Here is a 26,974-nt window from a genome sequence, read left to right on the forward strand (position 1 = left end):
CCGGGCGCTGGAGGAGGGCTACTCCAGGTAGCCCTTCTCGCGCAGGTGCTGCTCGATGCGCGCGTGCACGTCGCCGGGCTGGAGCGCCAGCGACGTGCCGGTGATCTGCTCGAAGGCGGCCACGTACTTGGTGGCCAGCTCCACGCGCACGTCGTCGGGGATGGGCGGCGGCTTGCCCTGGCCGGAGAAGTTCCGCTCGCGGATGAGCCACTGGCGGATGTTCTCCTTGTCGAGCATGCGCTGGTCCTCGCCCGCGGCGAAGCGCTTCTCGTACTCGTCCGCCACCCAGTAGCGGCTGGAGTCGGGCGTGTGCATCTCGTCGATGACGTAGAGCTCGTCGCCCACCTTGCCGAACTCGTACTTCGTATCGACGAGGATGAGGCCGCGCGTGCGCGCCCACTTCTGGCCCTCGAGGAACAGGCCGCGCGCCGCCTCCGTGATTCGCGCCCAGTCCCGCGCGCTGGCCAGGCCCCGCGCGAGAATCTCCTTCTCGGAGATGGGCTCGTCGTGCTGGCCGTACTCCGCCTTGGTGGACGGGGTGATGATGGGCGCGGCGAAGGCCTCGTCCTTGCGCAGGCCGTCCGGGAAGGGCACGCCGTAGGCGGTGTGCGAGCCCTTCTGGTAGTCGCGCCACAGGCTGCCGGTGAGGTAGCCGCGAATCACCACCTCCACCGTGAAGGGCTGGCAGGCGCGCGCGACGGTGACGTTCGCGTCCGGCACGTCCAGCACGTGGTTGGGGCAGATGTGCTTCGTGCGCTCGAACCAGAAGGCCGCCAGCCGGTTGAGCACCTCGCCCTTGAAGGGGATGGTGGTGAGGACGTGGTCGAACGCGGACAGCCGGTCCGTCGTCACCAGGACGAGCGAGTCGCCGCGCCGGAACGTGTCGCGGACCTTGCCGCGGTAGTGCTGGCCGAGCGCGGGCAGGTCCACCTGCTGGAGCGTATGGGGGAGTTGGGCGTGAAGTGCGGAGGTGTTCACGGTCGCCTCGCGGCCCGCCCCTCTGGAAGAGGGGAACGGCGAGAGAAGGACGGGCCTGTTGCTGAGGCGCGGGACTCTACTGGAGCGCGGCCGGCATGGAAGCGGGACCGTAGGCCGCTGCCAGGTAGAGGAAGGCCGGATTGACGCGCAGGACACCATCCACGTAGGCGACCGCGTACGGCGCCCCGGTGGCCCGGTCCACCTGGATGGCCCCGTCCGGCTGGATGCCCCAGTGCACGAGCAGCGTGCGGGCCACCAGCTCCGCGGCCTCCCGCTCGGACAGCCCCTGCAGGCTCTCGCGGCGATCCTCGGGCCAGCGCTCGCCGGCGCGCGCGTCCAGCACCAGCTCCAGCCCCTTGCCCGCGTCCGGCGCCTGGAACAGGTCCATGCGGGACTCGAAGCCTGGCGCCGCGAGCAGCTCGCCGTTCTGGCTCACGGGGAAGAGGACCAGCGCCTGGGCGCCCTGACCTGCCTCCTGGTCCGACTGCCTCGCCACCTCGCGGAACAGCTCCAGGCGCGTGGCCGGCGACTCGAACTCCAGGAACTCCGGCGGATGCGACAGGGCCTGCCGGGCGCTCATCGTCGCGCGCGTCGGCGTCCCGGCGCCACCACACGCGGTGAGCACCGTGACCAGCGACAGGAGCAACCCAGGGAGCCAGCGACGCATACGGCGGGGAATATACCGATCTGCTCCAGGATCAACCAGCTAAACTCCGCGCCATGCGTCCAGGAGACTTCCTCACCGTTGTCCTGCACCAGACGCGCTCTCCGGACAACCTCGGCGCCGTGGCACGCGTCATGGCGAACTTCGGCTTCGGGCGGCTGGTCCTTTCTGACCCGGCTACCTACTCGTTCCGCGGCGCCGAGCGGCTCGCCGTGAAGGGCGATGCGGTGCTGGAGCGCATGGCGGTGGCGCGCGACCTGCCAGAGGCCCTCAAGGACTGCGTGTACGCCGTGGGCACGACGTCTCGCACCCAGCTCGAGGGACGCGCGGCGCTGTCGCCGGAGGACGCGGTGCGGCGGCTGGCGGAGGAGAGCGTGCGGGGCAGGGTGGCGCTGGTGTTCGGTGGCGAGCAGCGCGGCCTGTCGGACGAGGAGCTGGCGCGGTGCGAGGACGTGCTCGTCATCCCCACGTCGGACGTGCAGCCGTCCATGAACCTGGCCCAGTCCTCCGCGGTGCTGTTGTACCTGTGTCACCGCCAGGGGTTGGGTGCCCCCGTGGCCGCGCAGGAAGCGGCGGAGCCGGGCGCGCGGCTGGGCACGCTGGACGCGCTGGCGAAGCGGATGCGCGAGGTGATGCTGGCGGCGGACTTCCTCAACCCGCAGGCGCCGGAGCACGTGCTCAACGAGCTGGAGCGGACGTTGATGCGGGCGAAGCTGACCCAGCGCGAGGCGGAGCTGTGGCTCACGGCCTTCAAGCACCTGGGGCGCGCGGTGGCGCGGGGCAGCGCTTCCTGACGGAACCCGTCGGTGGGAAGCACGCCCCGGCGCCGCGCGGACGACGGGGCGGTACGACTACGCCGCGTCCTTCTTGTAGGTCTCGCCGTGGTGCTTCTCACACAGGCCGGCCTTGAACGTCTTCACCCGACACTCCGCCTTGGAGCAGGTGCGGTAGCGCGAGTGGGGCAGGTCGCCCTGGCGCCAGGTCTTGTAGTGGAAGAAGCAGAAGCTCTTGGCGCGGTAGGGGCGCTTGCAGCCCTCCACGGAGCACGCCTTCTTGCCACCGCCCTTGGCGGTGCGCGGCCAGTGGGTGAGCTTCTTCTGGGTCGTCGGGGTGGCCTCGGCCATTGTGGGACTCTCCTGCGGGAAGCGCGGCGCCACACGGGGTGGACCCGCCGCCGGGTACGAAAAAGGCGCACTGTCTAGCGCCCATGCCACCCGAACGCAAGGGAGGCGCCGGCATCGGCCTCACGGCGAGGGGGTGGTCCCCTCGAAACCGGGCACGTCGGGCGCGGCTTCCTCCGACTCGTCCGACAAGGGCGGCCTCACCTTCTCCCGGGGGATGGGCGACAGCAGGTCGTCCAGGACGGACTGGGCGCGGGTGGGCTTGCGCCCCGGTGGCCGGGAGGCCAGCGCGGGGGCGGGAGCCTCTTCGAGCGCCGGCATCTCCTCCAGCCGCACCTTGAGCACGAGCGGCTTCCCCAGACGGCGCACGTTCAGCCGCACGTCGCGCCCCACGCCCCGGGCGGCCACCTGCCAGCGCAGGGTGTGGGCGCGCTCCACGCGGCCCTTGCCCAGGCCGACGATGACGTCTCCGCTGCGCAGGCCCGCGCGCTCGCCCGGGCCCCCCTCCACCACCTCCGTCACCACCACGCCCGGGCCTCGGCTCAGGTTGAAGGCCTCGGCCACCTCCGGCGAGAAGTCCTGCACGCTGATGCCCAGCCAGCCCCGGCGCACGCGGCCGTGCGCGCGCAGTTGGGGGAGCACCGTCTTGGCGATGTCGATGGGGATGGCGAAGCCGATGCCCTGGCCCGCCACGTTGACCGCGTTGGCCACCGCCACCACGTCGCCGTGCAGGTCCAGCACCGGCCCGCCCGAGTTGCCCGGGTTGATGGACGCGTCCATCTGCATGTAGTCGAAGTCGCCGTCGCGGCCGTTGGGCGTCACGTCCGTGCGGCCCATGAAGCTGACCACGCCCACCGTCACGGAGTGCGACAGGCCGAACGGGTTGCCGATGACGACGATCCAATCCGCCGACCGCACGTGCGTCGCGGACGCGAGCCGCAGCGCCGGGAGCCTGCGGGGCGCGTCGATCTTCAGGAGCGCGCAGTCCGTGCGGGTGTCCTCGCCCACCACCCGCGCGAGGTACTCCTCCACGTAGCCGCGCGGGTGGATGACGGAGACGACCACCTCGGAGGCCCCCTCCACGACGTGCGCGCTGGTGAGGATGTAGCCGTCCGTGTGGATGATGAAGCCCGAGCCGATGCCCTTCTGCGGCTCCTCGCCGGGGGCGGCGGCCTCGTCGCTCATCTGCCGGGTGGTGATGGAGACGACGGCGGGCATCGCCCGGCGCGCCACCTCGCTCAGCGTGGCCCGCTGGTCATTCAATGAACGGTTCTGGGCCTCGAGCCACAGCCGTCCGCGCGCGCGTCCAGCGGCCCTCGCGGGCGGCGCCAGCGCGCACACCAGTGCGATGAAGAAGATGACGCCCTTGAATGGAGCCCTGTCCATGGCCCGCCTCCGCCCCGACCGACCACCCACCCACGCAACCTAGGGAGGGAAGACGTGTCGCGGAAGCGGACCTGTCCGCCAGGCGACCTACTTCTTCTTCGCGATGATGCGATCGACGGCCGCCCGGTCCTCCGCGGAGATGCGCTCGCGCGGGGCCGCGTCCGTCGACCGGGAGACAGCGCCCTTGGCGTCCTCGTACGCGCCCTCGAGGCTGTCCTTCATCCGGTCCACCGCGTCCGGCTTCACGGTCCGCTTCCAGGCCCGCTCCGCGTGCTCCAGCGGCGTGCGTCCGTCCACCTCTCCCTTCGACAGGAAGATGCCGAGCCCCACCGCGCACGCCGTCCAGACGATGAACTTCAAAGCACCCATGCTCACAGCCTCCTACGTCTTCTTACATCTCCGGGCAGGGGCTGGCCAGTTTCCGACCGCGTGTGTGGATGTCGCTGACAGGGCGGGGCGGGGCACTTAATGTCCGCGGGCTTGCAGCCCGAAGAGTTCTTCCAGTCGGCCCGGGAGCGGGCCTCGCAGATGGACGTCGGACGTGGGGACGCGGTGGTGGAACGCGTCCGCGCCGCGGCGTCCGCGTTGTTCACCCGCATTCCGGAGCCGCCGGTGTACCGCCGCGCGGAGGACCCCTCGCGCAAGGTGGCGCAGGCGCTGCTTCCGGAGGTGGAGAAGGTGCTGGCGGAGGCGCTGGCGGCCGGTCGCGACCCGGCGATGGCGCCCGCCCTGGAGAAGCTGGTGGCGGCGCTGCTCGCGCACGGCGAGGCGCTGGTCCACACCGCGAGCGGCCGGTTGGAGGCGGCGGAGACGGCGTGGCGCCGCGCGCTGGAGCTGGAGCGCGCCGCGCATCCGACGCGACACCTCGTGTCCGCGCCGCCGCGCCCGCCGCCGGTGTTCGACAAGGGGACGAAGACGTCGCGCTACGACCCCCGTCCCGCGCCGCAGGCGAGCGTGAAGCTCGTGTGTCCCAACACCGGCTGCAAGCGCGTGGGGGACTACGCCTTCCTGACGAACCACGCGTACAACCGCTTCGTCTGCCCGGTGTGCCGCTCGCCCTTCCTGGCGTACTTCGGCGAGCTGCGCGGGCTGGAGGTGGAGGTGCGCCGCAGCTCCAAGCGCTACTTCTTCACCGTGGACGAGGTCGGCGGCAACGGCAGCTCGCGCATCGAGTTCGAGGAGGCGAGCGGCCAGGAGTTCCCCGCCGCGCGCCGGGACCTGCTGGCGTTCCTCTACACGGACGCGCGGGAGCTGAAGGTGGTGGTGAACCTCACCAACCAGCGGCTCATGTGGGTGAGCCCGGCGTCCTCGTGCTTCGTGGTGACGGTGGCGTTCGGCGAGGGCGCGCCGGAGCTGGTGGCCTTCCGGGCGTACCGCGACGAGGTGCTCGGGAAGAGCGCGCTCGGGCGCGGGTTCATCCGTGGCTACTATCGCCACGGGCCCTCCGTGGCGCGGTGGGTGGCGCGGCGACCGGTGGTCCGGAGCGGCGTGCGGTGGGTGTTGCGGCGGGTGCATGACCGCCTGACGAGGAGTGGAGACGCGTGACGCAAGAACCGATCGGCGCACCGCCGCCGGCGAGGCCGACGGGCGGAGGCACGAAGGTGTTCCTCGGGCTCCTGGCGGCCCTGGCGGTGGGCGGCATCGTGTACCTCGGCGTGCTGGAGGCGCGGCGCTCGCAGCTCGTGCCGGACGGCGCGTCCGCGCCCGCGTTCGAGATGCAGCGGCACGGCGGCGGCGTGCTGAAGCTGGAGGAGTTCCGCGGGCAGGTGGTGATGCTCGACTTCTGGGCCACGTGGTGCCCGCCCTGCCGCGAGGAGATGCCGGCCCTGGTCAAGCTGGCCAAGGAGTATGAGTCCCAGGGGCTCGTCTTCCTCGCGGCCAGCCGCGACGACGGCGACTCGGCCCCCCAGTTGGTGGACAGCTTCATCCGCCGCCACCTCCCGGAGCTCAAGCCCTACGTGGTGTACGCCAGCGACGACATGGCGCGCTCCTTCCAGGTGAGCGCGCTGCCCACGCTCTACTTCCTCGACCGCGAGGGGAAGGTGATGGACGCCCAGCGCGGCGCCCTGTCCGAGGACGCCCTGCGCCGCCGCATCGAGCGCGCCCTCAAGCAGCAGTAGCCTGGCGCTCCCCTCCCCGGGGTGCTGTCGGACACCGAGATATCCTTGAAAAGCACGCTTACCAGGCGTGCCTACAAGGAGACGAGATGTCCCCCTCTGCAAGTGCCTTCCCGCGGGCCCCCCGACCCGCGCTCCTGTCCCTGCTGTTCCCCCTGGTGTCCCTGGGGTGTGGTGGCGAGGAGTCCCGCGACACGCGGGAGGCGCCGCTGGCCGCCGCGACGCAGGCTGCCTCGGACGCCAACCTGTATGACTCCTTCAGCCGGGCCAACCACGACTCGCGCCTGAACTCGTTGGAGCAGGGCGTCCACGCGTGGACCTCGAACCCCTACTGGGGCAGCGCGTGGGGCGTCATGGGCGGCCGCGCCTACCTCGCGAAGGACGACGGCACGTGGATGGACCACTACACCACGGTGCCCGGCACGTCCGACGTCCGGGTGATGGTGACGCTGGCCGTGCTGGGCCAGTACTCCGGCCTCACCTTCCGTCATGTCGACCGCTCCAACTGCTGGAAGCTGGCGACGGACACGAGCCAGGGGAAGTACTTCCTCACGCGCTACCTGAGCGGCACGCAGACCTTCCCGCTGCAGATCAACCAGGTGCCCGTCGCGGGGGACGTGCTCGAGGTGCGCGCGCAGGGCACCCGCATCGACGTGTACCTCAACGGCGTGTTCAAGGGCGGCGTCGACGACTCCACCCACCAGTACGCCACCCGCGTGGGCCTGCTCGGCAGCCAGGACAACCTCGCGCGCTTCGACGAGTTCAAGGTCTACACCCAGGGGACGCGTGACGCGACGCTGCAGCCGTTCCGCTCGAATTCGGTGTGGAACCTGCCCATCGGTCAGGGCGCGACGTACGCGGACACCACGGACCTGGCGACGAAGGACTTCCTCGCCACCAGCCTCAACGGAATCACCCTCACGAGCTGGGCCAACTGGAACCAGTACTCGCATCCCGTCAGCTTCGCGGCCGACACCGACCCGTGGGCGACGGTGACGGACTACAACGATTCGTCGCGCAACGGTGCCTACTACGTGCCCGCCACCGCCGTCATCGCGGACGGCTCGGACAAGCACATGCACGTCATCAACCCGCAGAAGACGTACCTCGACGAGGCGTGGGCCACCACGCGTCAGTCCACCACGGCGTACAGCGTGGGGCGCCACCACACCATCGACCTCTACGGTTCGGGCCTGGGGCCCCGCGCCGGCGTGCGCGCGTATGGTGGCTCCGCGGTGGGCGGCCTCATCCGCGCGTGGGAGACGACGTCCACGCACCCGAGCTACACGGGGAAGATCCAACACGCCATCGCGCTCGCCGTGGACCGCGCGCAGCTCTACTACAGCGGCGGATGGAGCGGGTACGACTCCAGCGGTTACGGCACCGCGAAGGGCTACGTCTGGCCCGCCACCGAGCAGGACTGGGGCAGCGAGTCGACCTACAAGGGGCACGTCTCCATGGGCGCGTACTTCGCCATCCCTCCGTCCGTGGACATCAACGCGCAGGGGCTGACGGCCGAGGGGAAGATGGTGGCGCAGGCGCTCCAGGACTTCGGCGCCTACATCACCGACGCGACGGTGGGGTGCGTGACGTTCTACGTGGAGCCGGCCGCGCCGTCGGCCTTCGTCAACAACCTGCGCAAGGACGCGGCCAGGCTGCGCTCGCTGCTGCGGCGGGTGACGAACAACAGCCCGTCCACGCCGAACGGCCCGGGAACGCGCCGCGTGCCCCTGCTGCCGGACCTGGCGCCGCCGCGGTGACAGTGGGAACAGCCGGTGGACGACGCGGGTGAAGGTCCACGCCTTGCCCGCCGCGCTGGTCCGGTGGCGCTCCTCCGCGACGGCACCTCGGGAGGCGCGTCGCCGGTGCCCCCGGCGTCGCGCAGCGGGCGCTCGGGATGTGCCTTCAGTCCCGCTTCCACAGCAGCGCGGTGGCGAGGATGACGCCATAGCTGGCCGCGCTGCCATGGATGGCGAGCGCCATCGCGACGGAGGTGCCGCCCTCGCGCACGGCCGTCAGCGCATCCACGACGGGCATCACGATGCTGGCGAGGACGAAGACGCCCGCGGCCCGGCGCTGTCGGAGGGCGACGAGCCCCGCCAGCGCCAACCCGATGCCGAGGTCGCGCCCCGCCTTGACGTGCAGCCAGGGGATCACCTCGGGCCCGGAGTAGGGGACGCCGAAGCCCGTCGCCGCGCTGGCCGGGTCCAGCACGGTGCGGAGGGTCAAGAACAGCATGAAGGCCACCAGCAGCATCGTGAAGGCGGCGGTGGGGGACGAGAGCTTCCAGGACGATGCGGGGTGGGTCGGGTTCATGAGGTCTCCAGAGGGCGTGAGCGCCGCGTTCATGGTCCTCAATGTGGCGGAGATGGCCTCCCGCCACCATGCGTCTACGACTCAATGCTTTGCCCGAAACGCTCACGGCCCGAGCGTTGGAGTCATCACGGCGTCGCGTGACGCGGACGTCCCGGGGATGCGAGGAGGGCTTCAGTCCCCTCCGTCGTCGTCGGTGCCACCGTCATCGTCGTCCTCGCCGCGCAGGATGAAGTCGCGGACCAGCGACTCGCCCTCGCGGACGCAGACCTCCTCCTCCACCTTTCCGTGCTTGTCGCCCTGGACCTCCAGTGTGTAGCAGCCCGCGGGGAGGGGACCGACGCGAACCTCTCCGGTCGACGTGTCCAGCTTCAGGTCGTCGAGCGTCGTGCCCTCGACCTCCACTTCGCCTCGCGAGGGGATCTTCCCGTCCGCGTCCCGCATCCTCACGGTGACGAAGGCGCCCTGGGGGGCGTCGATGTCGCCCAGGTCGGTGACACGGGCGCCCTGTGGCTCCACCCGTGCTCGTGCCGCCCGGGTGCGGGTTGCGACCAGGAAGAGCTCCACGGAGGTCGCGGGGACACGCGTCAGCTCGAAGCGCCCGTCCGCCGCCACGCTCGCGCGGAGGTCGGGCTGGCCGAGCACGCTGACGTGTGCCACGTCGGCCTCGGCGCCGAGGAGCCGCCCTCGCACGGTGCCTTCCTCGAGGGGCCCGTTGTTGAATCCGCCACAGGCCCCCATGAAGGCCAGGGCCCCCCACGCGATGAACCACGGATGTCTCGGCGCGCGCATCAGAATCGATACCCTCCGCCCAACGACAGGCCTCCGAACCCCACCGCGCGAGTGCGCCCGTCCACGGGCACGTAGGCCCAGAGCAACTGGCCCCTCGCCTCCAACACGAACTGGCTTGCCACGCGCCATGACACTCCCGCCATCCAGCCAGGCCACACCGTGACGTAGCGCTCGTCCTGGCTCAACAGGTCCAACTGGAAGGAGCGCTCCAGCCACAACGCGGCCACACGCGGCCCCGTGGATACGCCCAGCCGTCCCCACTGCCACGAGGGCCCCACCGTCACGCCGAGCATCACCGCGCGGTGGCGCACCGGCACCGTCCCGCCCACGTCGAGCTGGAGTGCCCGGCGTCCCTGGCCGGCGGACAGGTCCACACCCACGTCCAGCCTCCGCTCCAGGAGGACGCCCTCCCACCGCAGGCTCGCGCCCGCCATCATCGTGGGGGGCAGCACCTCGCGGCGGCTGCGTCCGTCGAGGAAGCCCAAGGCGCCCACCTCCAGGGCCGCCGTGCGTCGATGACCTCGCGCGAACTCTCGCAGCAGCGAGTCCAGGGCCCGGCGCTCACCGGGACGCAACGCCACGGTGTCCTCCCACAGCACCTCTCCGCCCTTGTGCAGGCCCAGGCGCCGGTTGCCCTCGGGCAGCGTCACGCCTCCTGGGAGTTCGCCCGCGTCCACGCCGTCCACCTTGAGCGTGAAGCCCTCCAGTCGCGGACTGTAGGAGAACACCTCGGGTTGACCCGGCCGGGTCAACGTCCCGGACAGCAACACCGGGTCCGCGCCCACTTCCGTCATCCGGGCGCTCGGGCGCTGCCGGCCCTGCGTATACGTCCACGTGTTCCGGCGCGCCCAGTCATGGGCCTCGGTGGCGCTCACCGCGCCATCCCGGTTGCGGTCTCCCCGACCGTCGAGCGCCTCCACGAAGAAGTGCGTGTAGATGTCGTTGGCGAGCGCGTCGTCCTCGCGCGCCGCCTCGCCCCAGTCGCTGGCGGACAGGACCAGCGAGGCGCGGCTGTCCTCCTCCAGTGGCCGAGGCGGGAACGCGCCCTTGGTGCGCTCCAGTTCTTCGAGCACCGAGGGCGGCAGCAGGGACTTGCCCGTCCCGCTGTGACAGGTGGCCAGCACCAGCACGCGTCGCCGCGAGCCCAACTGCTCCAGCTCCCGCTCCAGGACCGCCATCTCCAGGCCCGTTCCCTGGACGTCCCGGAAGCGGGTGTCGCGCATCACCAGGTATCGCTGGAGCTCTCCCCGCGCATCCCGCGCGAGTGTGCCGTGGCCCGAGACGTAGACCACCAGGACGTCCTTGGGGCGCCAGGGGCGCGCCGCGAGCTCGCGCAGGGCCTCCAGCACCGCCGCGCGGGTCGTCTGCTCCGGTTGGTTCAGCACCGTCACCGAGCGGAATCCGCCGTGGCGAGGGTCCGCCAGCGCGCGCCCCAGGTCCTCCGCGTCCTTGCCCGGATAGCGCAGGTCGTTCCACGCATCGTCGTCGTACTGGCTGATGCCGATGAGCAACGCGTGGCGCTCGCCCTCGTACGCCAACGAGAGCTGCGCCGAGTCCAGGCTCACGCGCACCGCCTTCCCCTTCTCCCCGGCGGCCACGGCGCCGCAGCCGGAGACCAGCAGGAGGCCGAGCCAGAGGACGACGTGAAGGCCGGAGCGATGCACGGACACGCTCAGCGATGATACCCCGGCATCACCTGGAGCCGGAGTCGAGCCTGGAGGGCGTCCTCGGGCACCTGTCCCCGGGCGAGCGCCGCGTCGCGCGCGGCCAGGGAGTGGGGGCTTCGTGGCCACGCCACCAGCACCAGGGTCCGGGGACCGTGCTCACCTTCCAGGGACACGCCCACCAGCTCGCCCCCTTCGCGCAGGTCGTGGGTCCCCGACTCCAGCGTGTAGCTCCCCAGCATCTGGGGGGGCGCTCCTGGCGCCTCCAGCGCGAGCAGCGCATCGGCGACTTCGTTGGAGCGGTAGCGCACCAGCACGACGGCTTCGGCCGGCAGCGCGGTGTCCTCCGCGACGGCCTGGAGGCTCCCATCCGGCAGCCGGGCGACGGCCGTCACCTCCAGCGACAGTCCCGCGCCGCCCTTCAACTGCCACGAGGTGTCCGCCTGCTCACCCGCTGGCGCGAGAGGACGCAGCGCGAAGGCGACCGAGGCCGCCACGGCCACCGCCACGGCGCCCGTGAGCCATGCGCGCCGAGGCGGGCCCATGCGTCGCCGCAGCCGGGCCCAGCCCACCGCGTCCTCGCGGAGGGGGCCCAGCGCGCCCAACGTCTCGTCGGTCATCGCCTCGAGGCCGAATGAATCTTCTTCTTCGCCGGTCCGCGCGAGGAACGCCTCGCACAGCTCGCAGTCGCGGGACAGGTGGTCGGCGAAGTAGGCCACCGCGTCGGGCGACCGGTCCTGCAGGGCCTTCCAACTGCGCGCATCCAGATGTCTGTCCGCGTCGCTCATGGCTCATCCCACTCCCGCGGCCAGCAGCCGCGCCAGCAACTGCCGCTTCACGCGCGCGCGGAATCGCTCCAGGCGCATCGTCACGGCGCTCTTGCCCAGGCCGAGGCGCTCGGCGATCTCCCGCGCGCTCAGCTCACCCTCCAGATAGAAGAGGCGGACCGTCTCCTTCTCCGGGCCCTCGGGCAGCTCCTCGATGAGCTCGCGCACCACCGCCGCGCGCCGCTCCAACTCCAGGGTGGGGGGCACCGCGGGCGTGGTCGTCTCCAATTCCAGCGCCAGGTCCTCCGCCGCTCGCCCCCGAAGTCGCGCGCCTCGGCTGAGGGCCTGGGCATGGTGCCGGGCAATCGTCACCAGCCAGCGACCGAAAGCCCGGGGATGTTGGAGCCGGGACAGCTCCCGGAACGCCCGGACGAACGTCTCCTGGACCACGTCCTCCACTTCCGCGGGCCCCAGCGCGGAGTAGCCGAGCGCGACGCGCCGCACGGAGCCATGGAAGCGCTGGTACAGCTCCCGGTGGGCGTCCTGCGCACCCTGGGTCGCCCGCTGGATGCAGGTGGAGAGCTCCGCCTCCGTCACGACACGCCCCGCTTGCCCACGGAGCCCGCGGCCCCACGGTGAGGGCGCGCGCCATGGGAGCAGGTTCCCCGCGTGGCCGTCCCCGGCCACACGAAGGGCGTACCGGCCCTCCGGGGGTACCCCACGCTCGCGATACGCGGACAAGCCATGTCTCCCCGGTCAGTAACCCGTCTCCATGGAAGGAGTCACGAGCCGTCGAACGGCCACGGACTTTCGTGTCCGGGGGGAGCGGAGCTCCGGGATGTGGCCGATTCGGGGCTCGGGACTCCTTCATTTCAGACAGGGGATTTCGGACGGTCCCGGGCCGGAGACGCCGCCCGCCAGGTCCCTCGATAACAGGAGACGCAAGGCATGCGATTCATCGGCTTGTGCACGTCCATCATGTTGCTCGCGGCTTGTGGCAGTGACGACACCGTCAAGGTCGGCTTGAGCACGCGGGTCGGTGGCGCCCCGGGTGCGCGGAAGATGGCGCAGCAGCTCGAGCCCGCCTCCGGCATCACCATCGAGAGGGTCCGCCTCTCCGTGCGTGGGCTGGAGCTGGAGCACGAGGGAGATGACGACGACGATGGTCAGCACCATGGGTCGGATGACGACACGCCACGGACTGGCGACGACCAGGGTTCGGAGCAGAAGCTGGGGCCCTTCCTCATCGACCTGTCGGCCGACGACCTGAATGGCCGGGTCGTCCACGTGGGCAACCTGGAGGTGTCGCCGGGTGTCTTCGACGAAATCGAGTTCGACATCGGGAAGGTCTCCACCGCCGAGGCGGGCGGGGACGCGGCGCTCGCGGAGCTGGCCCAGTTGGGCGCGTCCGTGGTCATCGACGGACACATCGACGGCGAGCCCTTCAGCTTCGTCTCCAGCGTGCGTGTGGAGCAGGAGCGGGAAGCCCGCTTCGAGGTGAAGGCGGGCGAGGAGCCGAACATCACCCTCAACATCGACCCGACCGGTTGGTTCGTCGACGAGGGCGGTCGGCGGTTGGACCCGAGGGATGCGTCGGCTCGCTCCACCATCGAGAACAACCTCCACCGCTCCATCGACGCGTTCGACGACGACGACCGTGACGGCGGCGAGGACGACGAGGACCACGACCAGAACGATGACTGAGGCTCCCCGGAGCCTCCGGGAGGCGGTGAGGTTCCGCCGCCTTGTCCCGGCGACTCGAAGATTTGTCCGAAGCGCTCAGGGGCCGAGCGTGGGCGTCGTGGCGCTGGTAGCCTGAGGTCATGGACCTCGCGACTCCCTCGGACCTGCTGGGACGAATCCTCGAGCGCACGGGGCTGCGAGGACAGGTGTACTGCCGCACGGTGGCGCGGGCCCCCTGGGGCCTGCGCTTCCCGCCCACGAACACGGCCACCCTGCACATGGTCATCGCGGGCACCTGTCACCTGTGGCGAGGACGTGAGGTCCTCGCGCTCGGGCCCGGTGACGTGGTGCTCCTGCCGCGGGGCGAGGGCCACTCGGTGGCGGACTCTCCGCGCAGCCCCAGGCTCGACCTCGGGGACTGGCTGTCGACGCGCGGAGCAGGTGCTTCGTCCTACGACCTGGGTGGCTCCGGTGTGGAGTCGCGCCTGCTGTGTGGCTGCTTCACGTTCGAAGACCCTGGCGCGCATCCGGTGTTGAAGCTGCTGCCCGGACACGTCCATCTGCGCGGCGCTTCGGAGGAGGCTCGGGCCCTGTTGCCCACCCTGTCGCTGCTCGAGCGCGAGTACGAGCGCGCGGAGCGAGGCGTCTCGGTGGTCGTCTCCCGGCTGCTGGACATCCTCTTGATTCAGGTCCTGCGCGCGTGGGCGGACGCGCAGCCGCCGGGAGGCGCCGGTTGGCTGGGGGCGCTCGGAGACCCGACCCTGGCCCGGGCGTTGGGGTGCCTGCACGAGGCACCCGGCACGGACTGGAGCGTGAGCGAGCTGGCGCGTCGGGTGGGGACCTCCCGGGCGACCCTCGCTCGCCGCTTCTCGGCCGAGGTGGGAACGACGCCCCTGGAGTACCTCACCCAGTTGCGCATGCGGGAGGCCGCGCACCAGTTGAAGCAGGGCCAGGACGGCCTCGCGGCCATCGCCAGCCGCGTCGGCTACACGTCCGAATTCGCCTTCAACCGCGCCTTCCGTCGCGTCATGGGCGTGCCTCCCGGGGAATACCGGCGCAAGGTGCGTGAGGCCTGAAGCAGCCGCCAGGGCAGGGGCTTGCCCCTGTGCCTTTGATAGTCCTTCGGACTTTCCTATGCTTCCCGCGCCTCATCAGGAAGGACACTTCAGTACCATGCAAGAGCGTTCGGTCGGCGCCTCGATGCGCGCCATGAGCCTGGGATTCGGTCTCGTCGCGGCCAGCATGTTGACGGCCCAGGTGGTGATGTCGCGTCTGCTCGCGGGGACGATGACCTACTACTACGCCTTCATGCTCATCTCCCTGGCGATGCTGGGGTTGGCGTCGGGTGGGCTCCTGGCTCAGCTCGCACACCGCTTCTTCACGCCCGAGCGTGTGCTGGGCCACGTGGCGGTGCTGAGCCTGATGGCGGGCATCTCCGGCTTCGTGGGCATCATGGGGATTCTCACGCTGTTGCCCCACGTGAGGTTCGGCGGCGCCTTCCGCGTCTACGCCCAGGAGTTCTGGTCCCTGGCGGGAATCTTCTGGTGCGCCTTCCCGCTCTTCCTCTTCGGCGGGCTCGTGGTCTCGCTCGTCCTGTCGCACCACCGGGAGCGCTTCCACCGGCTCTATGCCGTCGACCTGGTGTCGGCCGCGCTGGGCTGCATCGCCGCCGTCCTCCTCCTCGAGCTCAACACGCCAGTGGAGGTCATGCTCGGCACGGTCGTCATCCTGCCGATGCTAGCGGCCATCCTGTTCGCCTTGGCGGGAGGGCAGCGCACCACCGCGCTCGCCGCGGTAGGACTCACGCTCGCCTTCGTGTTGCTCGGGAGCTTCCTCACGCGAATCCCCGCCATCGCGAGGCCTCCGCATGTGAGCTGGCTGGGGCGGCCTACGGTGGTCTCGGAGTGGAACTCCATCTCCTCCGTTCGCGTGCATCCGACGCAGTTCTTCACCTGGTCGCTGAGCGAGCGCTATGCCGGTCCGAAGTTCAAGATGTTGGACCTCATCATCGACGGGCTCGGTGGGACGCAGATCGTCCAGTTCGATGGCAAACCGGAATCTCTCTCCGCCTACACCTATCTCGAGCACGACCTGACGGCGCTCGCCCACAAGCTGGTGCCGCCCTCGGGGAGGCAGCTCATCATCGGCCCGGGAGGAGGCGTGGATGTCCTCCAGGCCGTCCGTCATGGTCGCAAGGACATTACCGCGGTGGAGATCAACCCGCTGGTTGCGCGGGTGGTGAATGAAGACCTCGCGGACTTCTCCGGTCGGCCGTACTACCTCCCCGGCGTCTCACTCCACATCGAGAACGGTCGGACGTTCATCAAGCGCTCCACCGAGAAGTGGGACCTCATCACCCTCACCTGGGTGGACACGGGTGGGAGCGCGACCGCGTTGGCGTTCAGCGAGAACTATCTCTACACGGTCGAGGCCTACCAGGAGTTCTTCCAGCACCTCACGCCCGACGGCTACATGGGCTTCCTGCGCGCGCTGGGGGCGGGCGAGGTGGTTCGTATCGACTCGATGCGGGGCCTGACGGTGGCGCGCGAGGCCCTCGAGAAGCTGGGCATCCAGGAGCCGGGCAAGCACATGCTGGTGGCCGCGGTGGCGAGCCCCCACTTTCCCAGGCCCATGTGCTTCGTGCTGGTGAAGCGTACGCCCATGACGCCCGCGGACGTCGCGGTCGCCCGTCAGCACCTCGACGCGATGGGCTTCCAGGCGCTCTGGCTGCCGGATGGCTCGCTCGATGCCGCTTCCATTCCCCGGACCTTCGCCTCGTTCGAGAGGATGATCCGCGACATCATCACCCGGCCGGACCCCGCGCGGCTGTGGGAGGAGAGCCCTCTGGACATCACTCCTGCCACCGACGACAACCCCTTCTACTTCGTGGAGCGCGAGGGGCCCGCGAGGGAAGCAGGCACCGGCGTATTGGAGTTGCGGAGCATGGTGGCCATCCTCATGGCCCTGGTGATTCCCTTCCTCCTGGTGCCCTTGTTCCAACTGGCCCGGCGGACGGGGCGCATGGGGATGTCGGGCTGGGCCTCCCTGGGCTACTTCTCGCTCTTGGGGGTGGCCTTCATGCTCGTGGAGATGGAGTTCTTCCATGTCTTCGCGCTCGTGCTGGGCAGTCCGACCATCACCTTCGCCACGGTCTTGGCGAGCATGCTCGTCGCCAGCGGTGTCGGGAGCTTGTTCGCGCAGCGGCTCTCCAGGGCTCGGCCCGCTGTGACCGGAGGCGTCTTCGTCGCGCTCGCCGTGGGGCTTGGCGCCTTCCTGTCCATCAAGGGGCCGGTCCTGGAGTCCGTGGTGGGGATGTCGCTTGCTTCGCGCATCGCCGTCTCGGCCGCGCTCATCGCGCCGCTGTCCTTCCTGATGGGACTTCCCATGTCCCTTGGGATGTCCCTCATCGGGCGCAGGCAGGACTTGGTCCAGTGGGGATGGGCTCTCAACGGTGTATTCTCGGTGATGGCGAGCGCGGGGGCCATCTACGTGGCCATCCACTTCGGCACGGCGGTTACGTTCGGACTGGGGACGGCCTGCTACCTGGGCGCGGGAGTCCTCGCCTGGGTGATGCGACGGACGCCGCTCCCGGATGTCGAGCAGGCCGCGCCGCCGCCCCCCCTGGAGCCGAAGGCTGCCCAGGACTCCGCGGCCGGAGGCCCTGTCCCCTTCGATCCCGCGGCCTGAGGTGTTTTCCCGGAGGCAGAGGGCCCTCACGCCCGCGTGGCGCGTGAGGACCTTCCCTGGGTCGCGTTACTCCGGGAGGGCCGTGTCCTTCCCGTTCACGTAGGTCCGGACCACTGGAATCTGGCTGATCTTCGTCGGGTCGCCGTTCTTGGCGGGGTCGAAGTCGAGCGGGTTCTTGCCGAGCACGACGAAGTCCGCGACCTTGCCCGACTCGATGCTGCCCAGCCATCCATCCAGTTCGTGCTGGCGGGCCGGCTCGATGGTGACCGCGCGCAGGGCCTCCTCGACCGTCATCGCGTGTTCGGGCCCGAGCACGTAGGTCTTCTTGAAGTCCGGATAGGCCCACGTCCGGCGCGTGACGGCCTGCTCCACGAACCAGAGGGGACGGGCGGGGGTCACCATCGAATCGCTGTGGAGCGAGTACGGGATGTCGTAGCGCCGGTCGAAGTTCACCGGGTCGATGTCGTTGCCGCTGTGCGAGGTGCCGTTCGTCAGCATCTGCGCGAGGGCATCTCCCCAATAGGCGACATGTCCAATCAGGTGCGTCACGCGCAGGTCCAGGGCGGGCACCTTCTGGCCGCTGGCGGCCGCGTAGTTCCCCGTGCGCATGTTGCCGATTCCCTGGGAGATGGCATCCAGGCCCACCGTGTTGTGGATGAGCAACATCCTGCGGCGGTTGGCATGCTCCGACTGGAGCTGGGCGAAGGCCTCGAGCGCCAGCTGGTTCGCCTGGTTGCCATTGGCGTGGAGCTGGAGGCGCCAGGCCGAGTCGGCCCAGTAGGGGCGCATGGCGGAGGTGAGGGCCGCCGCGTCCGCGAAGTCGCCCTGGCCCGCGCCCGCCTCCGGACAGTGCCCGCTCGCGCTGTAGGTATAGGGTTGACCGAGCAGCGCCGTGCAGCCCTGCGTCGACCCGTCCACCCAGAGCTTGATACCCCCGGCACCCAGCCACTTGGGCAGGTGACACTGCAAATCCTGGTTCGGATCGCACGCGGGGGGCGTGGGCTGGAGCGCCGGATGTTTGACGCCGTGAGCGTCCTTGAAGGCCGCGGCGGCGTCATGGGTCACGACGCCGGTGACGCGCAGCGGGAAGGCTGGGTTCTCGGCGAGTCGCTGGACGATTTCGAGCTGGCTCCGGCTCGACAGCCCACCGTCCGCCACCGTGGTGAGGCCCGCTTCACGCAGCGCCTGGATGGCCTGGTGGAGCTCCTGGAGGCTCCCCGCGGGGATCGTCTTCTGGAGGAGGATTCCCTGCTGCGTCGCCTCCAGGAATGGCGCGAAGGCGGGGGACTCCTCGAGCAGGCCGGTGAAGCCGTTCGCGTCCGTGACCCACTTGCCGCCGTTGTCGGTCACCGAGGACGGAGGCTGGCACTTCGTCTGGCCCTTGCAGACGACATCGAAGGCCTTCTGGTTCACGTAGGCGAGGTGGCCCGACTGGTCGAGGACGATGACCGGACGGTCCTTGCTCACGCAGGCGTCGATGTAGAGCTTCGGTTGTTTCATGAAGGCGACGTTGCCGTTCACGCCGCACTTGCCCGGGATGAACGCCTGTCGTGACGGGTCCAGATTCATCCCCAGCACGAAGGTGTCGGCGGGCTCGACGACGGAAGGGGCCACCTTCATCGAGGAGAGGGCGCCGAGCAGATCCTCGTGCTTCTTGCACTCCTCGGGAGAGGACGCGTTGTACGGCGGAGGGAGGCAGGGCGCCAGGTTGTGCGTCCCCAGCAGGCTCTGCATCAGGGTGGGAAGCAGGTGCAGGTGCGGGTCGATGAACCCGGGAAGGAGGACCTGGCCTTCCTCCAGGTAGACGGCCTTCACGCCGATCTCGAGTCCCGCGCGCAGCTCCTGCTCGGTGCCCACCCTCAGGATGCGTCCGCGCCCGTCCACCGTGACGGCTTCCGCGATGGTGCCCTTGTCGTCCAGGGTGATGATCTTGCCGATGAAGAGGGTGGTGCGCTCGGTGACCGGGTTGATGCTTCCCTTGGTCGCGCAGGACGTCAGCATCGCGAGGGCTCCCAGCATCGCGGCGGTGCGACGGTGCGAGCGGCCATGTGTCCGTGTCTTCTGGGTTGGATGTCGTCTCATCGAGACTCCTGTTGAAGAGGAATTGCCAGTCTAGGGAGCCGCGACCCGAGGGGACGGGAAAATCCAGACATCGGCATGGGTCGGCGGGTGGGCTGTTTTTGACGCGTCAATGTGAGGAATTGACGTGTCGTGGTTGCGTTTGACGTGTCAGGGCACGCTCCGACGCGTCAATGCGCTTCAGGGTGGTTTCCTGGCGTGTCAGCTCGAGGTCTGCGGTTCGCGTGGGAGGGCGTGTGTCTTGTTGCTCGCATTCGGAGAACTTCAGCGGGCAGCGGACGCTCTTCACGTGGAGGCTCAGCGCTCTACACTGTCCTGGCTACATTCCCCCTTCAGGTGGCCCCAGCGCGAACGTCACGGCACCGCTCGCGGGTCCCAGGAGCAGCGCTTCCATGACTGACCGGCTCATGTCCCTGGCCCACAACCCACTCACCCGCGGGCTCGTGCGGGCACTCGGCCTTCCTCAGCCGACGCAGTTGGCGCGGGCGCGCGTTGGCTGGAGTGCGAGGCCCTTCGTGGACCGGGTCCTGGCGGTGGGAGGAACTCCAGGTGGCTTCGCCCGACAGCAGGTGCATGCGGCGCTGACGGAGGGGGGCGCGCGGGTCGTGGAGTCGGCCAGTGAGGGAGCAGACCCGGAACTGCACGGCATCGTCTTCGATGCCACCGGCCTGGAGGGGCCCGGAGGGCTGCGCGCGCTCTACGACTTCTTCCACCCGAGGGGGCCGCGGCTCGCGCGCAATGCCCGGGTGTTGGTGGTCGCGGCGGTGCCTGAGGAGATGGAGCGCCCGGCGGCCGCTGCCGCCGCGCGTGGGGTGGAGGGCTTCGTGCGCAGTCTGGGCAAGGAGGTGGGGCGGCGCGGCGTCACGGTGAACCTCATCTATCTGGCGCGTGGCGCGGAGGCCCGGCTCTCCGGGCCGCTGCGCTTCTTCTGCGGCGTGGCGTGCACCTATGTGTCCGGACAGGCGGTCCGGCTCTCGACCGGGGTGCGCCCGCCCTCGGCGGTGCCGTTGCATGAGGCCTTGGATGGGAAGGTGGCGCTCGTGACGGGGGCCGCGCGCGGCATCGGCGAGGCCACGGCGCAGCGACTCGCGCAGGAGGGGGCACGGGTGGTGTGCCTGGACGTACCGGCCCTCGAGGAGGCGTTGAAGGCCACCGCGTCCCGCATCGGTGGGGAGGCGTTGGTGCTGGATGTCACGGCGACGGATGCACCGGCGCGCCTCGTGGCCGCGTTGAAGGAGCGACACGGCGGCGTGGACATCGTCGTACACAACGCGGGTATCACCCGGGACCGCACGTTCGCGAAGATGACCCCCGAGCAGTGGGACGCGGTGCTCGCCGTCAACCTCGCGGCCATCGTGGCGGTGGATGAGGCGTTGTCGGAGGGTGGAGTCCTGAGGGATGACGGGCGACTGGTGTACCTGTCGTCCATCAGCGGCGTGGCGGGCAACTTCGGACAGACGAACTACGCCACCAGCAAGGCGGCGCTCATCGGCTATGTGGCGGCGCTCGCGCCGCGCCTCGCTGGCCGTGGCATCTGCGCCAACGCAGTGGCCCCGGGCTTCATCGAGACCGCGATGGTCGACAAGATGCCGCTCATGACGCGCGAGGTGGGGCGCAGGCTCAACTCCCTGTCGCAGGGTGGGCTGCCGCGCGACGTGGCGGAGCTCATCACCTTCCTCGCCAGTCCGGGCGCCTTCGGTGTGACAGGCAATACGGTACGGGTCTGTGGTCAGGGGCTCATCGGCGCGTGAGACGTCTGCGGCACGTGGCCGTGGAGGCGCCAGGGCAGGGGACGATGTCCGCCTCCGGCCCTGGTTCACGCGTGAGCGCTCGGCTCCCCTCCGAACCCACGCTCTCGAATGAGACCAAGGACGCGATTCCTCCACGCGCGAATCAGGGCCGTGTCTGGACTGTGGGGTCTGCCCATGTCTCTGGCGGGCCCGGTATGCCGAGCCCCGCTCCCGTTCAGGGATGTCGCTCGAGGAGGATGTCCCGGGTGGCGAGCCACCGTCCCTCGGCGGTGCGTCGCAGCCGCACGATGCCGCTGCCGCCCCGCAGCTCCTGCTTCTCGCGATAGCGGGCCGTCACGCCGAACTCCCCGTCGAACACGACGTCGTCGACGTAGTACGGGGGGCGCCCTGCCTCGCCGACGACCAGGTGGACGTGCGCCGGGAGTGTGTCGTTCGGATAGGGCGCGGGTTTGACGGTGTGGAACGTGTAGACCCCATCGGGCCCCGTCTTCGCCCAGCCGCGCAGACGACCGTGGCGGCGGCTCCACTCGGACTCCTGGGTGCCATTCGCATACAGCCCGGCCGCGTTGGTGTGGTGGGCGTAGACGACCACGCCCGCCACGGGCTTCCGGTCCCCGGTGCTCAGCACGCGTCCCGTCAACGTCATCCGTTCCCCGGGCTCGGCGGCGCTCGCCAGTTGGACGGTGGGCCCCAGGGACGAGGCGGGGCGCTCGCCCAGGGCCTCGCAGCCCTCGCACGTGTAGAGGTCCGCCCGGGCGGGGGACTCCGCTGTCGCCGTCCTCGCGCAGGCCACTGCACCCACCGCACACGCACCCATCCCCACGAGGACGGAGCGCCGCTCGAGCTGTTGCAAGGGCCACCTCTCGAATGGGAGCGCCAACCGCCGGGGCAACCCCATTCGAGCCCCGGTATTCCCGGGAAGCGCGGTGGAGGGACGCCGCGCCCCTGCTACTTGCCGCCGGGAGCTGGCGCCGTGGGCGCGGCCGGCGTCGCCTGGGCCGGCTGTTTTCCCGTGGCCGGAGGCGCCGCGGGGGCCTTCTCCTCCGTCGTGGGGGAGGGCTTCTCCGCCGGAGCGTTCTTCTCCGCGGGCGGGGTGGTCGGAGGCGGCTGTCCCGCCGGGACGACGGTCTCCTTCTTCTCGGTCTCCACCTCGGAGCGCACGAGCTTGAAGTCGACGCGGCGGTTCTTGGCGCGGCCCAGCGCGGTGTCGTTGGTGGCGATGGGGCGGTCGAACCCGAAGCCCGCCGAGCTCAGGCGCTTGCGGTCGATGCCCTTGCCCACCAGGTACTCGAGCACGGACCGGGCGCGCTTGTCCGACAGGCCCATGTTCAGCTGCCGCGAGCCGCGGTTGTCGGTGTGTCCTTCGATGAGCACCGGCCCCAGCGTGGGGTTCTTGCGCAGCACCGTGGCCACCTCGTCCAGCAGCGGATACGAGCGCTTCTGGATGACGGCCGAGCCCGTCTCGAAGAGCACGTTGCCCTTGATGCGGATGCGGTCGGATTCGACGAAGACGTAGGGCGGGCTGTCGAACGGGCAGCCGTTGTTCTCCGGCGGGCCGAACTGCTCGGGGCAGTCGTCCTCGTTGTCCGGGACCTCGTCGCCGTCGGAGTCCGGGCAGCCGTCGTACTCCTTCGGGCCGGCCTTGTCCGGGCACTTGTCGAACTCGTCGGTGATGCCGTCGCCGTCCGTGTCCACCTCGGGGCAGCCCTTGCGCTCCTTGGGGCCGGCCACGTTGGGGCAGCTGTCCTCGCCGTCCACCACGCCGTCGTTGTCGTTGTCCGGGTCGGGGCAGCCGTCGGAGTCCTCGAAGCCGTCCTTGTCCTCGGCCTCGTTGGGGCAGCGGTCCTTCACGTCCGGCACGCCGTCGCCGTCCGAGTCGACGAAGCGCTCGTCATAGCGCACGCCGAACATGACGCGCAGGGCCTCGCGGCCGTAGCCGCTCGACAGTCCGACGCCGCGCCCCACGTTCAGCTCCAGGCCCCAGTTGCCCCAGATCTTCGCGCGGGCGCCGACCAGCACCTCCCACGGCGACTTCAGCGAATCGGACTGGTCGGAGTTGAACGGGCGCACCCGCGGCGTGGCCAGGTGCATCTCCGCCGTGGCCTCCACGTCCGTGAAGCGCCCCATGTTGGGCAACTCGGCGATGGCGCCCGCGCCCAGCGTCAGCTCGTCGCCCACCACCAGGTTCAGGTACTGCGCCTGCTTGCGCAGCCGCATGCCCACGTTGCCCAGCACCCGAATGGGGACGGGGAGCGAGCCGAAGCGCTGCTCCACCGCGAGGCGCGGGGCGAAGAGGAAGCCGCGCTCGCCCGTGAAGCTGTCGGCGCTGCCGGTGGGGAAGCGCACCTCCGGGATGAGCGAGACGCCCACCGGGAACTTCTCCCGGTCCAGCACGTGGATGCGTGGCACCAGCCGCACGTCCCCGAGCGTCGTGCGGCCCACCCCGGCCGCGCCCGGGAAGTCCGGCGCGTCGAGCGCGTCGCGCAGCAACTGGAAGTTGTCGCCCTGCAGGACGGTGACGGGCAGGTCCACGCCCAGCTCGAGCCGCTCGTGCAACTGGTAGGCGAAGAGCAGGTGCGCGTCGAGCCGGTACGGCAGCAGGTTGCCCTGCTTCTCGTCACCCAGTTGCAGGGACAGGATGCGCCAGTTGAAGTCGAACAGCAGCGCGCCCCGGAAGCTGCCCACGGGCTCGCCGCTGGTGGTGCCCTCCAGCGCGATGCCGCTGTGCTGGGCGGGCGTCGGCTTGACGGGGACGGCGTCGAAGCCTCGGGCGAACGGGTCGGTCTGCGCGTGGCTCGCCGTGGAGGCCAGCCACAGACCCGCCAGGACGAGTCGGATGGCGGGGCCGTACAGGAGCCGCCGCCAAGGGAAGTGCCCGGAGCTGGAGCCTCGCATGATGGAAGCTCATACCATCCAGCTCCCAGGGGCGGAAAGAAATGACCCACCCCCGGGGCCCGAGTACAGCGTCGCGCTATTTCTCCATGAAGGATTGCGCGGGGACGACGTGGATGGCGTCCGGGCGCACGGGCAGCTTCAGGCGGATGATGGCCTGGTCCTGCTCGAGCAGCTCGGGGGACTTCTGGGACGCGTAGGTGATGGGCGAGGGCTGGCCGGAGCGCAGCGCCTGGGCGAGGCCCTCCGCGTCCTGGGTGACGAAGGCGAAGCCCAGGGCGTCCGGGTGCAGGCGGCGGCGCACGGCCTCCTGGACGGACGCGGGCGTCATCTTCGACATGGCCTGGCGGTACTGCTCCAGGAAGTCGGGCGTGCCGTAGAAGAGCGAGTCGATGGCGTAGCCGAGCCGGCGTGCGTCCGTCTGCTCCCACAGCCGGGTGTAGCCCTGGAGGTAGCCGCGCATCAGGTCGAAGCGCTCCTGGGACAGGGGCTGGTTCACCAACTGGTCGAGGAAGAACACCAGTCCCCGGGTGGCGAACACGGCGTTGGCGGGCTCCACCGGGCGGGCCCACAGCGACATGAGCTGCTGGGTGCGCGCGATGTTGGTGCGGTTGTACGTGCTGCCCGGGTCCTCGATGAAGTTCTCGGGGTAGGCGTAGTCGCCGTAGTTGAGGCCGCGCTTCTCGCGCAGCTCGTTGAACAGCACGCCGATGAACTGCCGGTGCTCACCCAGGTGCGAGAGGGCGAACGCGATGGGGTAGTAGTCCGGGTCGCCGCGGCGCAGGGGGTAGACGGTGCCCAGGCTGATGGCGGTGGAGAGCGCCTCCTTCTGGAGGATGACCACCTTGCCGGCGGAGGACTTCACGGTGGGCAGCTCCACGCGGGGGGCGCCCTGGGCGGGCAGCGTCGAGAGCTTCGCGAGGAGCGACTGCTGGAGCGCGTCGTCCACGGCGCCGGCGAGCCCCACCACGAGGCGGTCCTGGGTGAAGACGCGCCGCACGTGGGCCTTCACGTCGTCCAGGGTGATGGACTTCAGGCCCTGCACGGTGCCGCCGACGTAGTGCGCGTACGGGTGGCCCTCGTAGAGGAGCGCGTCGAGCGCGGCCTTGCCGAGCGCCTCGTCGTTGGCGCTGCGCAGGCCGTTCTCCACGTCGCTGACGGCGTTGGTGCGCAGGCGCTCCAGCTCGGCGGCGTCGAGCCGGGGGGCGAGCAGCACGTCGGTGAGGATGTCGACGAAGCGCGGGAGGAAGTCCTTGTGGACGCGGCCGGAGAAGGTGGTGAACTCCTTGTCCGGGTAGACCTCCAGCTCCGCGGCCATGGGATAGAGCGCGTCGAGCAGTTGGGCGGAGGTGAGCTTCTGCGTGCCGCCCTCGGCCATGAGGGTGGCGGCGAGCGCGGTGAGTCCCTCCTTGCCCTTCGGGTCGTCGATGGAGCCCGTGTGGAAGACGAGCCGGAAGGTGACGATGGGCGTGTCCTTCCGCGCGAGCACGACGGTCTCCAGCGGCTTCGGCTGGTGCAGCGGGACGGCGGGGACCTCCGTGGGCGCGGTGGTGGGCGCGGGCGTCGGCGGGGTGGTGGCCTCCTGCGCGGGCGGCGGGGGGACGGGCTCCGGCGCGGGCTTGGGCGTGGAGGCACAGCCGGACAGGGCCAGCAGGGCGGCGAGGGACAGGGTGGCTCGGGTGTTCATCACTTCGTCCCTCCCTCGTTGGCGGAGGCCTTGGGGGTGAGGCTGAGCATCGTGAGGTTGTTGGCGGTGAGGTAGCGCTTGGCGAAGGTGGACAGCTGCGCGGGCGTCACCTCCGCCAGGTGGCGCAGGTGGGTCTGCAGGCCGTCGGGCGTGCCGAGGATGCCGGCGTACCAGCCCAGCTGGATGCCCACGTCGCGGGGTGTCTGGAGCGCCATGAGGGCGCCGTAGCGGGCGTGGTCCTGCGCGGCCTTGACGCGGGCGGCGTCGACCTTGCCGGCGGCGAGCCGGCTCACCTCCTGGAGGAGGGCGAGCCGCACGGTGTCGCGCGAGCGCTCCTCCTTGAGGGTGGCGGTGAGGGTGAACAGGTGCGGGTCGCGGTGCTCGCTGGTGTCGCTGCCGATGGCCTCCACGAGCTGCTTGTCCAGCACGAGCGACTTGTAGGCGGGGCTGGTGGGGCCGACGAGGTAGTCGACGAGCAGCGCCTGGAGGGCGGAGTCGGGCGTCTTGGGCGAGGCGGCGGGGGTGTGCCAGCCGAGCACGATGCGCGGCTGGGTGGGCTGGGGCCAGTCGACGTGGACGGTGCGGGTGCCGCGCTGGGGCGGCTCGACGGGGACGGTGACCTGGGCGGCCTTGCGGTTCCAGGGGCCGTAGTTCTCGCGGACGAGCTGCATCACCTTCGCGTCGTCGAAGTCGCCGACGATGAAGAGCAGGGTGTTGTCCGGGGTGTACCAGCGCTGGAAGAAGGTGCGGCTGTAGTCATAGGCCTCCGGCATGGCCTTGATGTCCTCGTAGAAGCCGAGCGTGGTGTGGCGGTACGTGTGCTTCGTGAAGGCGGTGGCGTTGAGGGCCTCCTCCATCTTGAGGTACGGCGCGGCGGCGTTCTTGTGGTACTCGCCGAGCACGGCGAGCGCCTCGGTGCGGAAGGAGGGCTCGGAGTACTCCAGGTTCTGGAAGCGGTCCGCCTCGATTTCGATGAGCTGGGGCAGGCCGGCGGAGGGACCGTAGGAGTAGTAGAGGGTGATGTCGTCGGTGGTGAAGGCGTTGTCGTCGAAGCCGAACGCGCCCATCAACTTCTCGCGCGTGCCCTCCGGGTGGCGACGGGTGCCCTTGAACATCATGTGCTCGAAGAAGTGCGCGAAGCCCGTCTTGCCGGGCTCCACCTCGTTGCGCGAGCCGACGCGGACCACGGTGACGTACGCGATGATTCCCTGGGACGGGTAGGGCACGCGCACGACGGTCAGTCCGTTGGGCAGGGTGTCCGTCTTGAGGGAATAGGGGAAGGCCGTGGAGGCGGGCGCCTGGGCGGCGGCGGGCAGGGCCGCGCCGAGCAGGAGCAGCAGGAGGGGGAGCAGTCGTCTCATTCGGTGTCCTCTGGGCCGGCCCCAGAGAGGGG

General features: G+C 70.3%; 23 protein-coding genes. 8 read left to right on the forward strand and 15 right to left on the reverse strand.

Features of this window, described 5'->3' with window-relative positions:
* Positions 1-18: 18 nt before the first annotated feature.
* Both LZ198_RS00065 and LZ198_RS00070 read right to left on the reverse strand, forming a co-directional pair.
* On the reverse strand, positions 19-978 hold the full coding sequence (locus LZ198_RS00065; protein ID WP_253969748.1) for a phosphoribosylaminoimidazolesuccinocarboxamide synthase: 960 nt from the start codon (positions 976-978) through the stop codon (positions 19-21).
* Between the two features lie 76 nt (positions 979-1,054).
* A complete protein-coding gene (locus LZ198_RS00070; protein WP_253969749.1) occupies positions 1,055-1,645 on the reverse strand; it encodes a hypothetical protein in 591 nt (196 codons plus the stop codon).
* 53 nt (positions 1,646-1,698) lie between these two features.
* Here LZ198_RS00070 and LZ198_RS00075 point away from each other — a divergent pair, with 53 nt between their 5' ends.
* Positions 1,699-2,436 (forward strand): RNA methyltransferase, encoded by a 738-nt coding sequence (locus tag LZ198_RS00075; RefSeq protein ID WP_253969750.1) that lies wholly within the window; start codon positions 1,699-1,701, stop codon positions 2,434-2,436.
* Between the two features lie 57 nt (positions 2,437-2,493).
* Here LZ198_RS00075 and LZ198_RS00080 read toward each other — a convergent pair whose 3' ends face one another.
* From LZ198_RS00080 to LZ198_RS00090, 3 genes are all read right to left on the reverse strand, one after another.
* Positions 2,494-2,766 carry a vegetative protein gene (locus LZ198_RS00080; RefSeq protein WP_253969751.1) on the reverse strand — a complete coding sequence of 91 codons (273 nt, stop codon included), beginning with the start codon at positions 2,764-2,766 and terminating at the stop codon, positions 2,494-2,496.
* A 120-nt stretch (positions 2,767-2,886) separates the two neighbouring features.
* On the reverse strand, positions 2,887-4,149 hold the full coding sequence (locus LZ198_RS00085; protein WP_253969752.1) for a S1C family serine protease: 1,263 nt from the start codon (positions 4,147-4,149) through the stop codon (positions 2,887-2,889).
* A gap of 87 nt (positions 4,150-4,236) precedes the next feature.
* Positions 4,237-4,524, reverse strand: a complete 288-nt coding sequence (locus LZ198_RS00090; RefSeq protein ID WP_323381687.1) for a hypothetical protein — start codon at positions 4,522-4,524, stop codon at positions 4,237-4,239.
* A 93-nt stretch (positions 4,525-4,617) separates the two neighbouring features.
* Here LZ198_RS00090 and LZ198_RS00095 point away from each other — a divergent pair, with 93 nt between their 5' ends.
* The 3 genes from LZ198_RS00095 (at position 4,618) to LZ198_RS00105 (ending at position 8,026) form a co-directional block, all read left to right on the forward strand.
* Complete coding sequence (locus LZ198_RS00095) at positions 4,618-5,694, forward strand: CFI-box-CTERM domain-containing protein (RefSeq protein ID WP_253969754.1); 1,077 nt, start codon at positions 4,618-4,620, stop codon at positions 5,692-5,694.
* Positions 5,691-6,269: a TlpA family protein disulfide reductase gene (locus LZ198_RS00100; RefSeq protein WP_253969755.1), complete on the forward strand. Its 579-nt coding sequence runs from the start codon at positions 5,691-5,693 to the stop codon at positions 6,267-6,269. The genes LZ198_RS00095 and LZ198_RS00100 overlap by 4 nt, the downstream gene beginning before the upstream one ends.
* Before the next feature lie 86 nt (positions 6,270-6,355).
* On the forward strand, positions 6,356-8,026 hold the full coding sequence (locus LZ198_RS00105; protein WP_253969756.1) for a hypothetical protein: 1,671 nt from the start codon (positions 6,356-6,358) through the stop codon (positions 8,024-8,026).
* A 145-nt stretch (positions 8,027-8,171) separates the two neighbouring features.
* Here the strand turns inward: LZ198_RS00105 and LZ198_RS00110 are convergent, their stop codons facing one another.
* The 5 genes from LZ198_RS00110 to LZ198_RS00130 form a co-directional block, all read right to left on the reverse strand.
* Positions 8,172-8,582, reverse strand: coding sequence for a DUF4267 domain-containing protein (locus tag LZ198_RS00110; RefSeq protein WP_253969757.1), 411 nt, complete (start codon positions 8,580-8,582; stop codon positions 8,172-8,174).
* A gap of 171 nt (positions 8,583-8,753) precedes the next feature.
* The gene (locus LZ198_RS00115; RefSeq protein ID WP_253969758.1) at positions 8,754-9,371 is read right to left on the reverse strand and encodes a carboxypeptidase regulatory-like domain-containing protein; all 618 of its coding nucleotides are present in this window, start codon (positions 9,369-9,371) and stop codon (positions 8,754-8,756) included.
* Positions 9,371-11,035 (reverse strand): caspase family protein, encoded by a 1,665-nt coding sequence (locus LZ198_RS00120; RefSeq protein WP_253969759.1) that lies wholly within the window; start codon positions 11,033-11,035, stop codon positions 9,371-9,373. Before LZ198_RS00120 ends, LZ198_RS00115 begins: the two co-directional genes overlap by 1 nt.
* Before the next feature lie 8 nt (positions 11,036-11,043).
* Positions 11,044-11,823, reverse strand: a complete 780-nt coding sequence (locus LZ198_RS00125; RefSeq protein ID WP_253969760.1) for a hypothetical protein — start codon at positions 11,821-11,823, stop codon at positions 11,044-11,046.
* A 3-nt stretch (positions 11,824-11,826) separates the two neighbouring features.
* Positions 11,827-12,399 carry an RNA polymerase sigma factor gene (locus LZ198_RS00130; RefSeq protein ID WP_253969761.1) on the reverse strand — a complete coding sequence of 191 codons (573 nt, stop codon included), beginning with the start codon at positions 12,397-12,399 and terminating at the stop codon, positions 11,827-11,829.
* 351 nt (positions 12,400-12,750) lie between these two features.
* Here LZ198_RS00130 and LZ198_RS00135 point away from each other — a divergent pair, with 351 nt between their 5' ends.
* From LZ198_RS00135 to LZ198_RS00145, 3 genes are all read left to right on the forward strand, one after another.
* Complete coding sequence (locus tag LZ198_RS00135; RefSeq protein WP_253969762.1) at positions 12,751-13,506, forward strand: hypothetical protein; 756 nt, start codon at positions 12,751-12,753, stop codon at positions 13,504-13,506.
* Positions 13,507-13,625: 119 nt separating this feature from the next.
* Positions 13,626-14,561: an AraC family transcriptional regulator gene (locus tag LZ198_RS00140; protein WP_253969763.1), complete on the forward strand. Its 936-nt coding sequence runs from the start codon at positions 13,626-13,628 to the stop codon at positions 14,559-14,561.
* Positions 14,562-14,694: 133 nt separating this feature from the next.
* Positions 14,695-17,172: a spermine/spermidine synthase domain-containing protein gene (locus tag LZ198_RS00145; protein ID WP_253969764.1), complete on the forward strand. Its 2,478-nt coding sequence runs from the start codon at positions 14,695-14,697 to the stop codon at positions 17,170-17,172.
* Positions 17,173-17,238: 66 nt separating this feature from the next.
* Here LZ198_RS00145 and LZ198_RS00150 read toward each other — a convergent pair whose 3' ends face one another.
* The gene (locus tag LZ198_RS00150) at positions 17,239-19,254 is read right to left on the reverse strand and encodes an amidohydrolase (protein ID WP_253969765.1); all 2,016 of its coding nucleotides are present in this window, start codon (positions 19,252-19,254) and stop codon (positions 17,239-17,241) included.
* A 389-nt stretch (positions 19,255-19,643) separates the two neighbouring features.
* On the opposite strand from LZ198_RS00150, the gene LZ198_RS00155 reads away from it, so the two are divergent.
* The gene (locus LZ198_RS00155; protein ID WP_253969766.1) at positions 19,644-21,002 is read left to right on the forward strand and encodes a 3-oxoacyl-ACP reductase; all 1,359 of its coding nucleotides are present in this window, start codon (positions 19,644-19,646) and stop codon (positions 21,000-21,002) included.
* Positions 21,003-21,216: 214 nt separating this feature from the next.
* Here the strand turns inward: LZ198_RS00155 and LZ198_RS00160 are convergent, their stop codons facing one another.
* The 4 genes from LZ198_RS00160 to LZ198_RS00175 form a co-directional block, all read right to left on the reverse strand.
* Positions 21,217-21,855: a dioxygenase family protein gene (locus LZ198_RS00160; RefSeq protein ID WP_253969767.1), complete on the reverse strand. Its 639-nt coding sequence runs from the start codon at positions 21,853-21,855 to the stop codon at positions 21,217-21,219.
* Positions 21,856-21,950: 95 nt separating this feature from the next.
* Complete coding sequence (locus tag LZ198_RS00165; RefSeq protein ID WP_253969768.1) at positions 21,951-23,897, reverse strand: OmpA family protein; 1,947 nt, start codon at positions 23,895-23,897, stop codon at positions 21,951-21,953.
* 76 nt (positions 23,898-23,973) lie between these two features.
* Entirely contained in the window at positions 23,974-25,581 is a 1,608-nt protein-coding gene (locus tag LZ198_RS00170; protein WP_253969769.1) for a M16 family metallopeptidase, read from the reverse strand.
* Positions 25,581-26,942, reverse strand: coding sequence for a M16 family metallopeptidase (locus LZ198_RS00175; protein WP_253969770.1), 1,362 nt, complete (start codon positions 26,940-26,942; stop codon positions 25,581-25,583). The genes LZ198_RS00170 and LZ198_RS00175 overlap by 1 nt, the downstream gene beginning before the upstream one ends.
* Positions 26,943-26,974 lie beyond the last annotated feature (32 nt).

The organism is Myxococcus dinghuensis, assembly GCF_024198235.1.
In the GTDB taxonomy this organism is placed as follows: domain Bacteria; phylum Myxococcota; class Myxococcia; order Myxococcales; family Myxococcaceae; genus Myxococcus; species Myxococcus dinghuensis.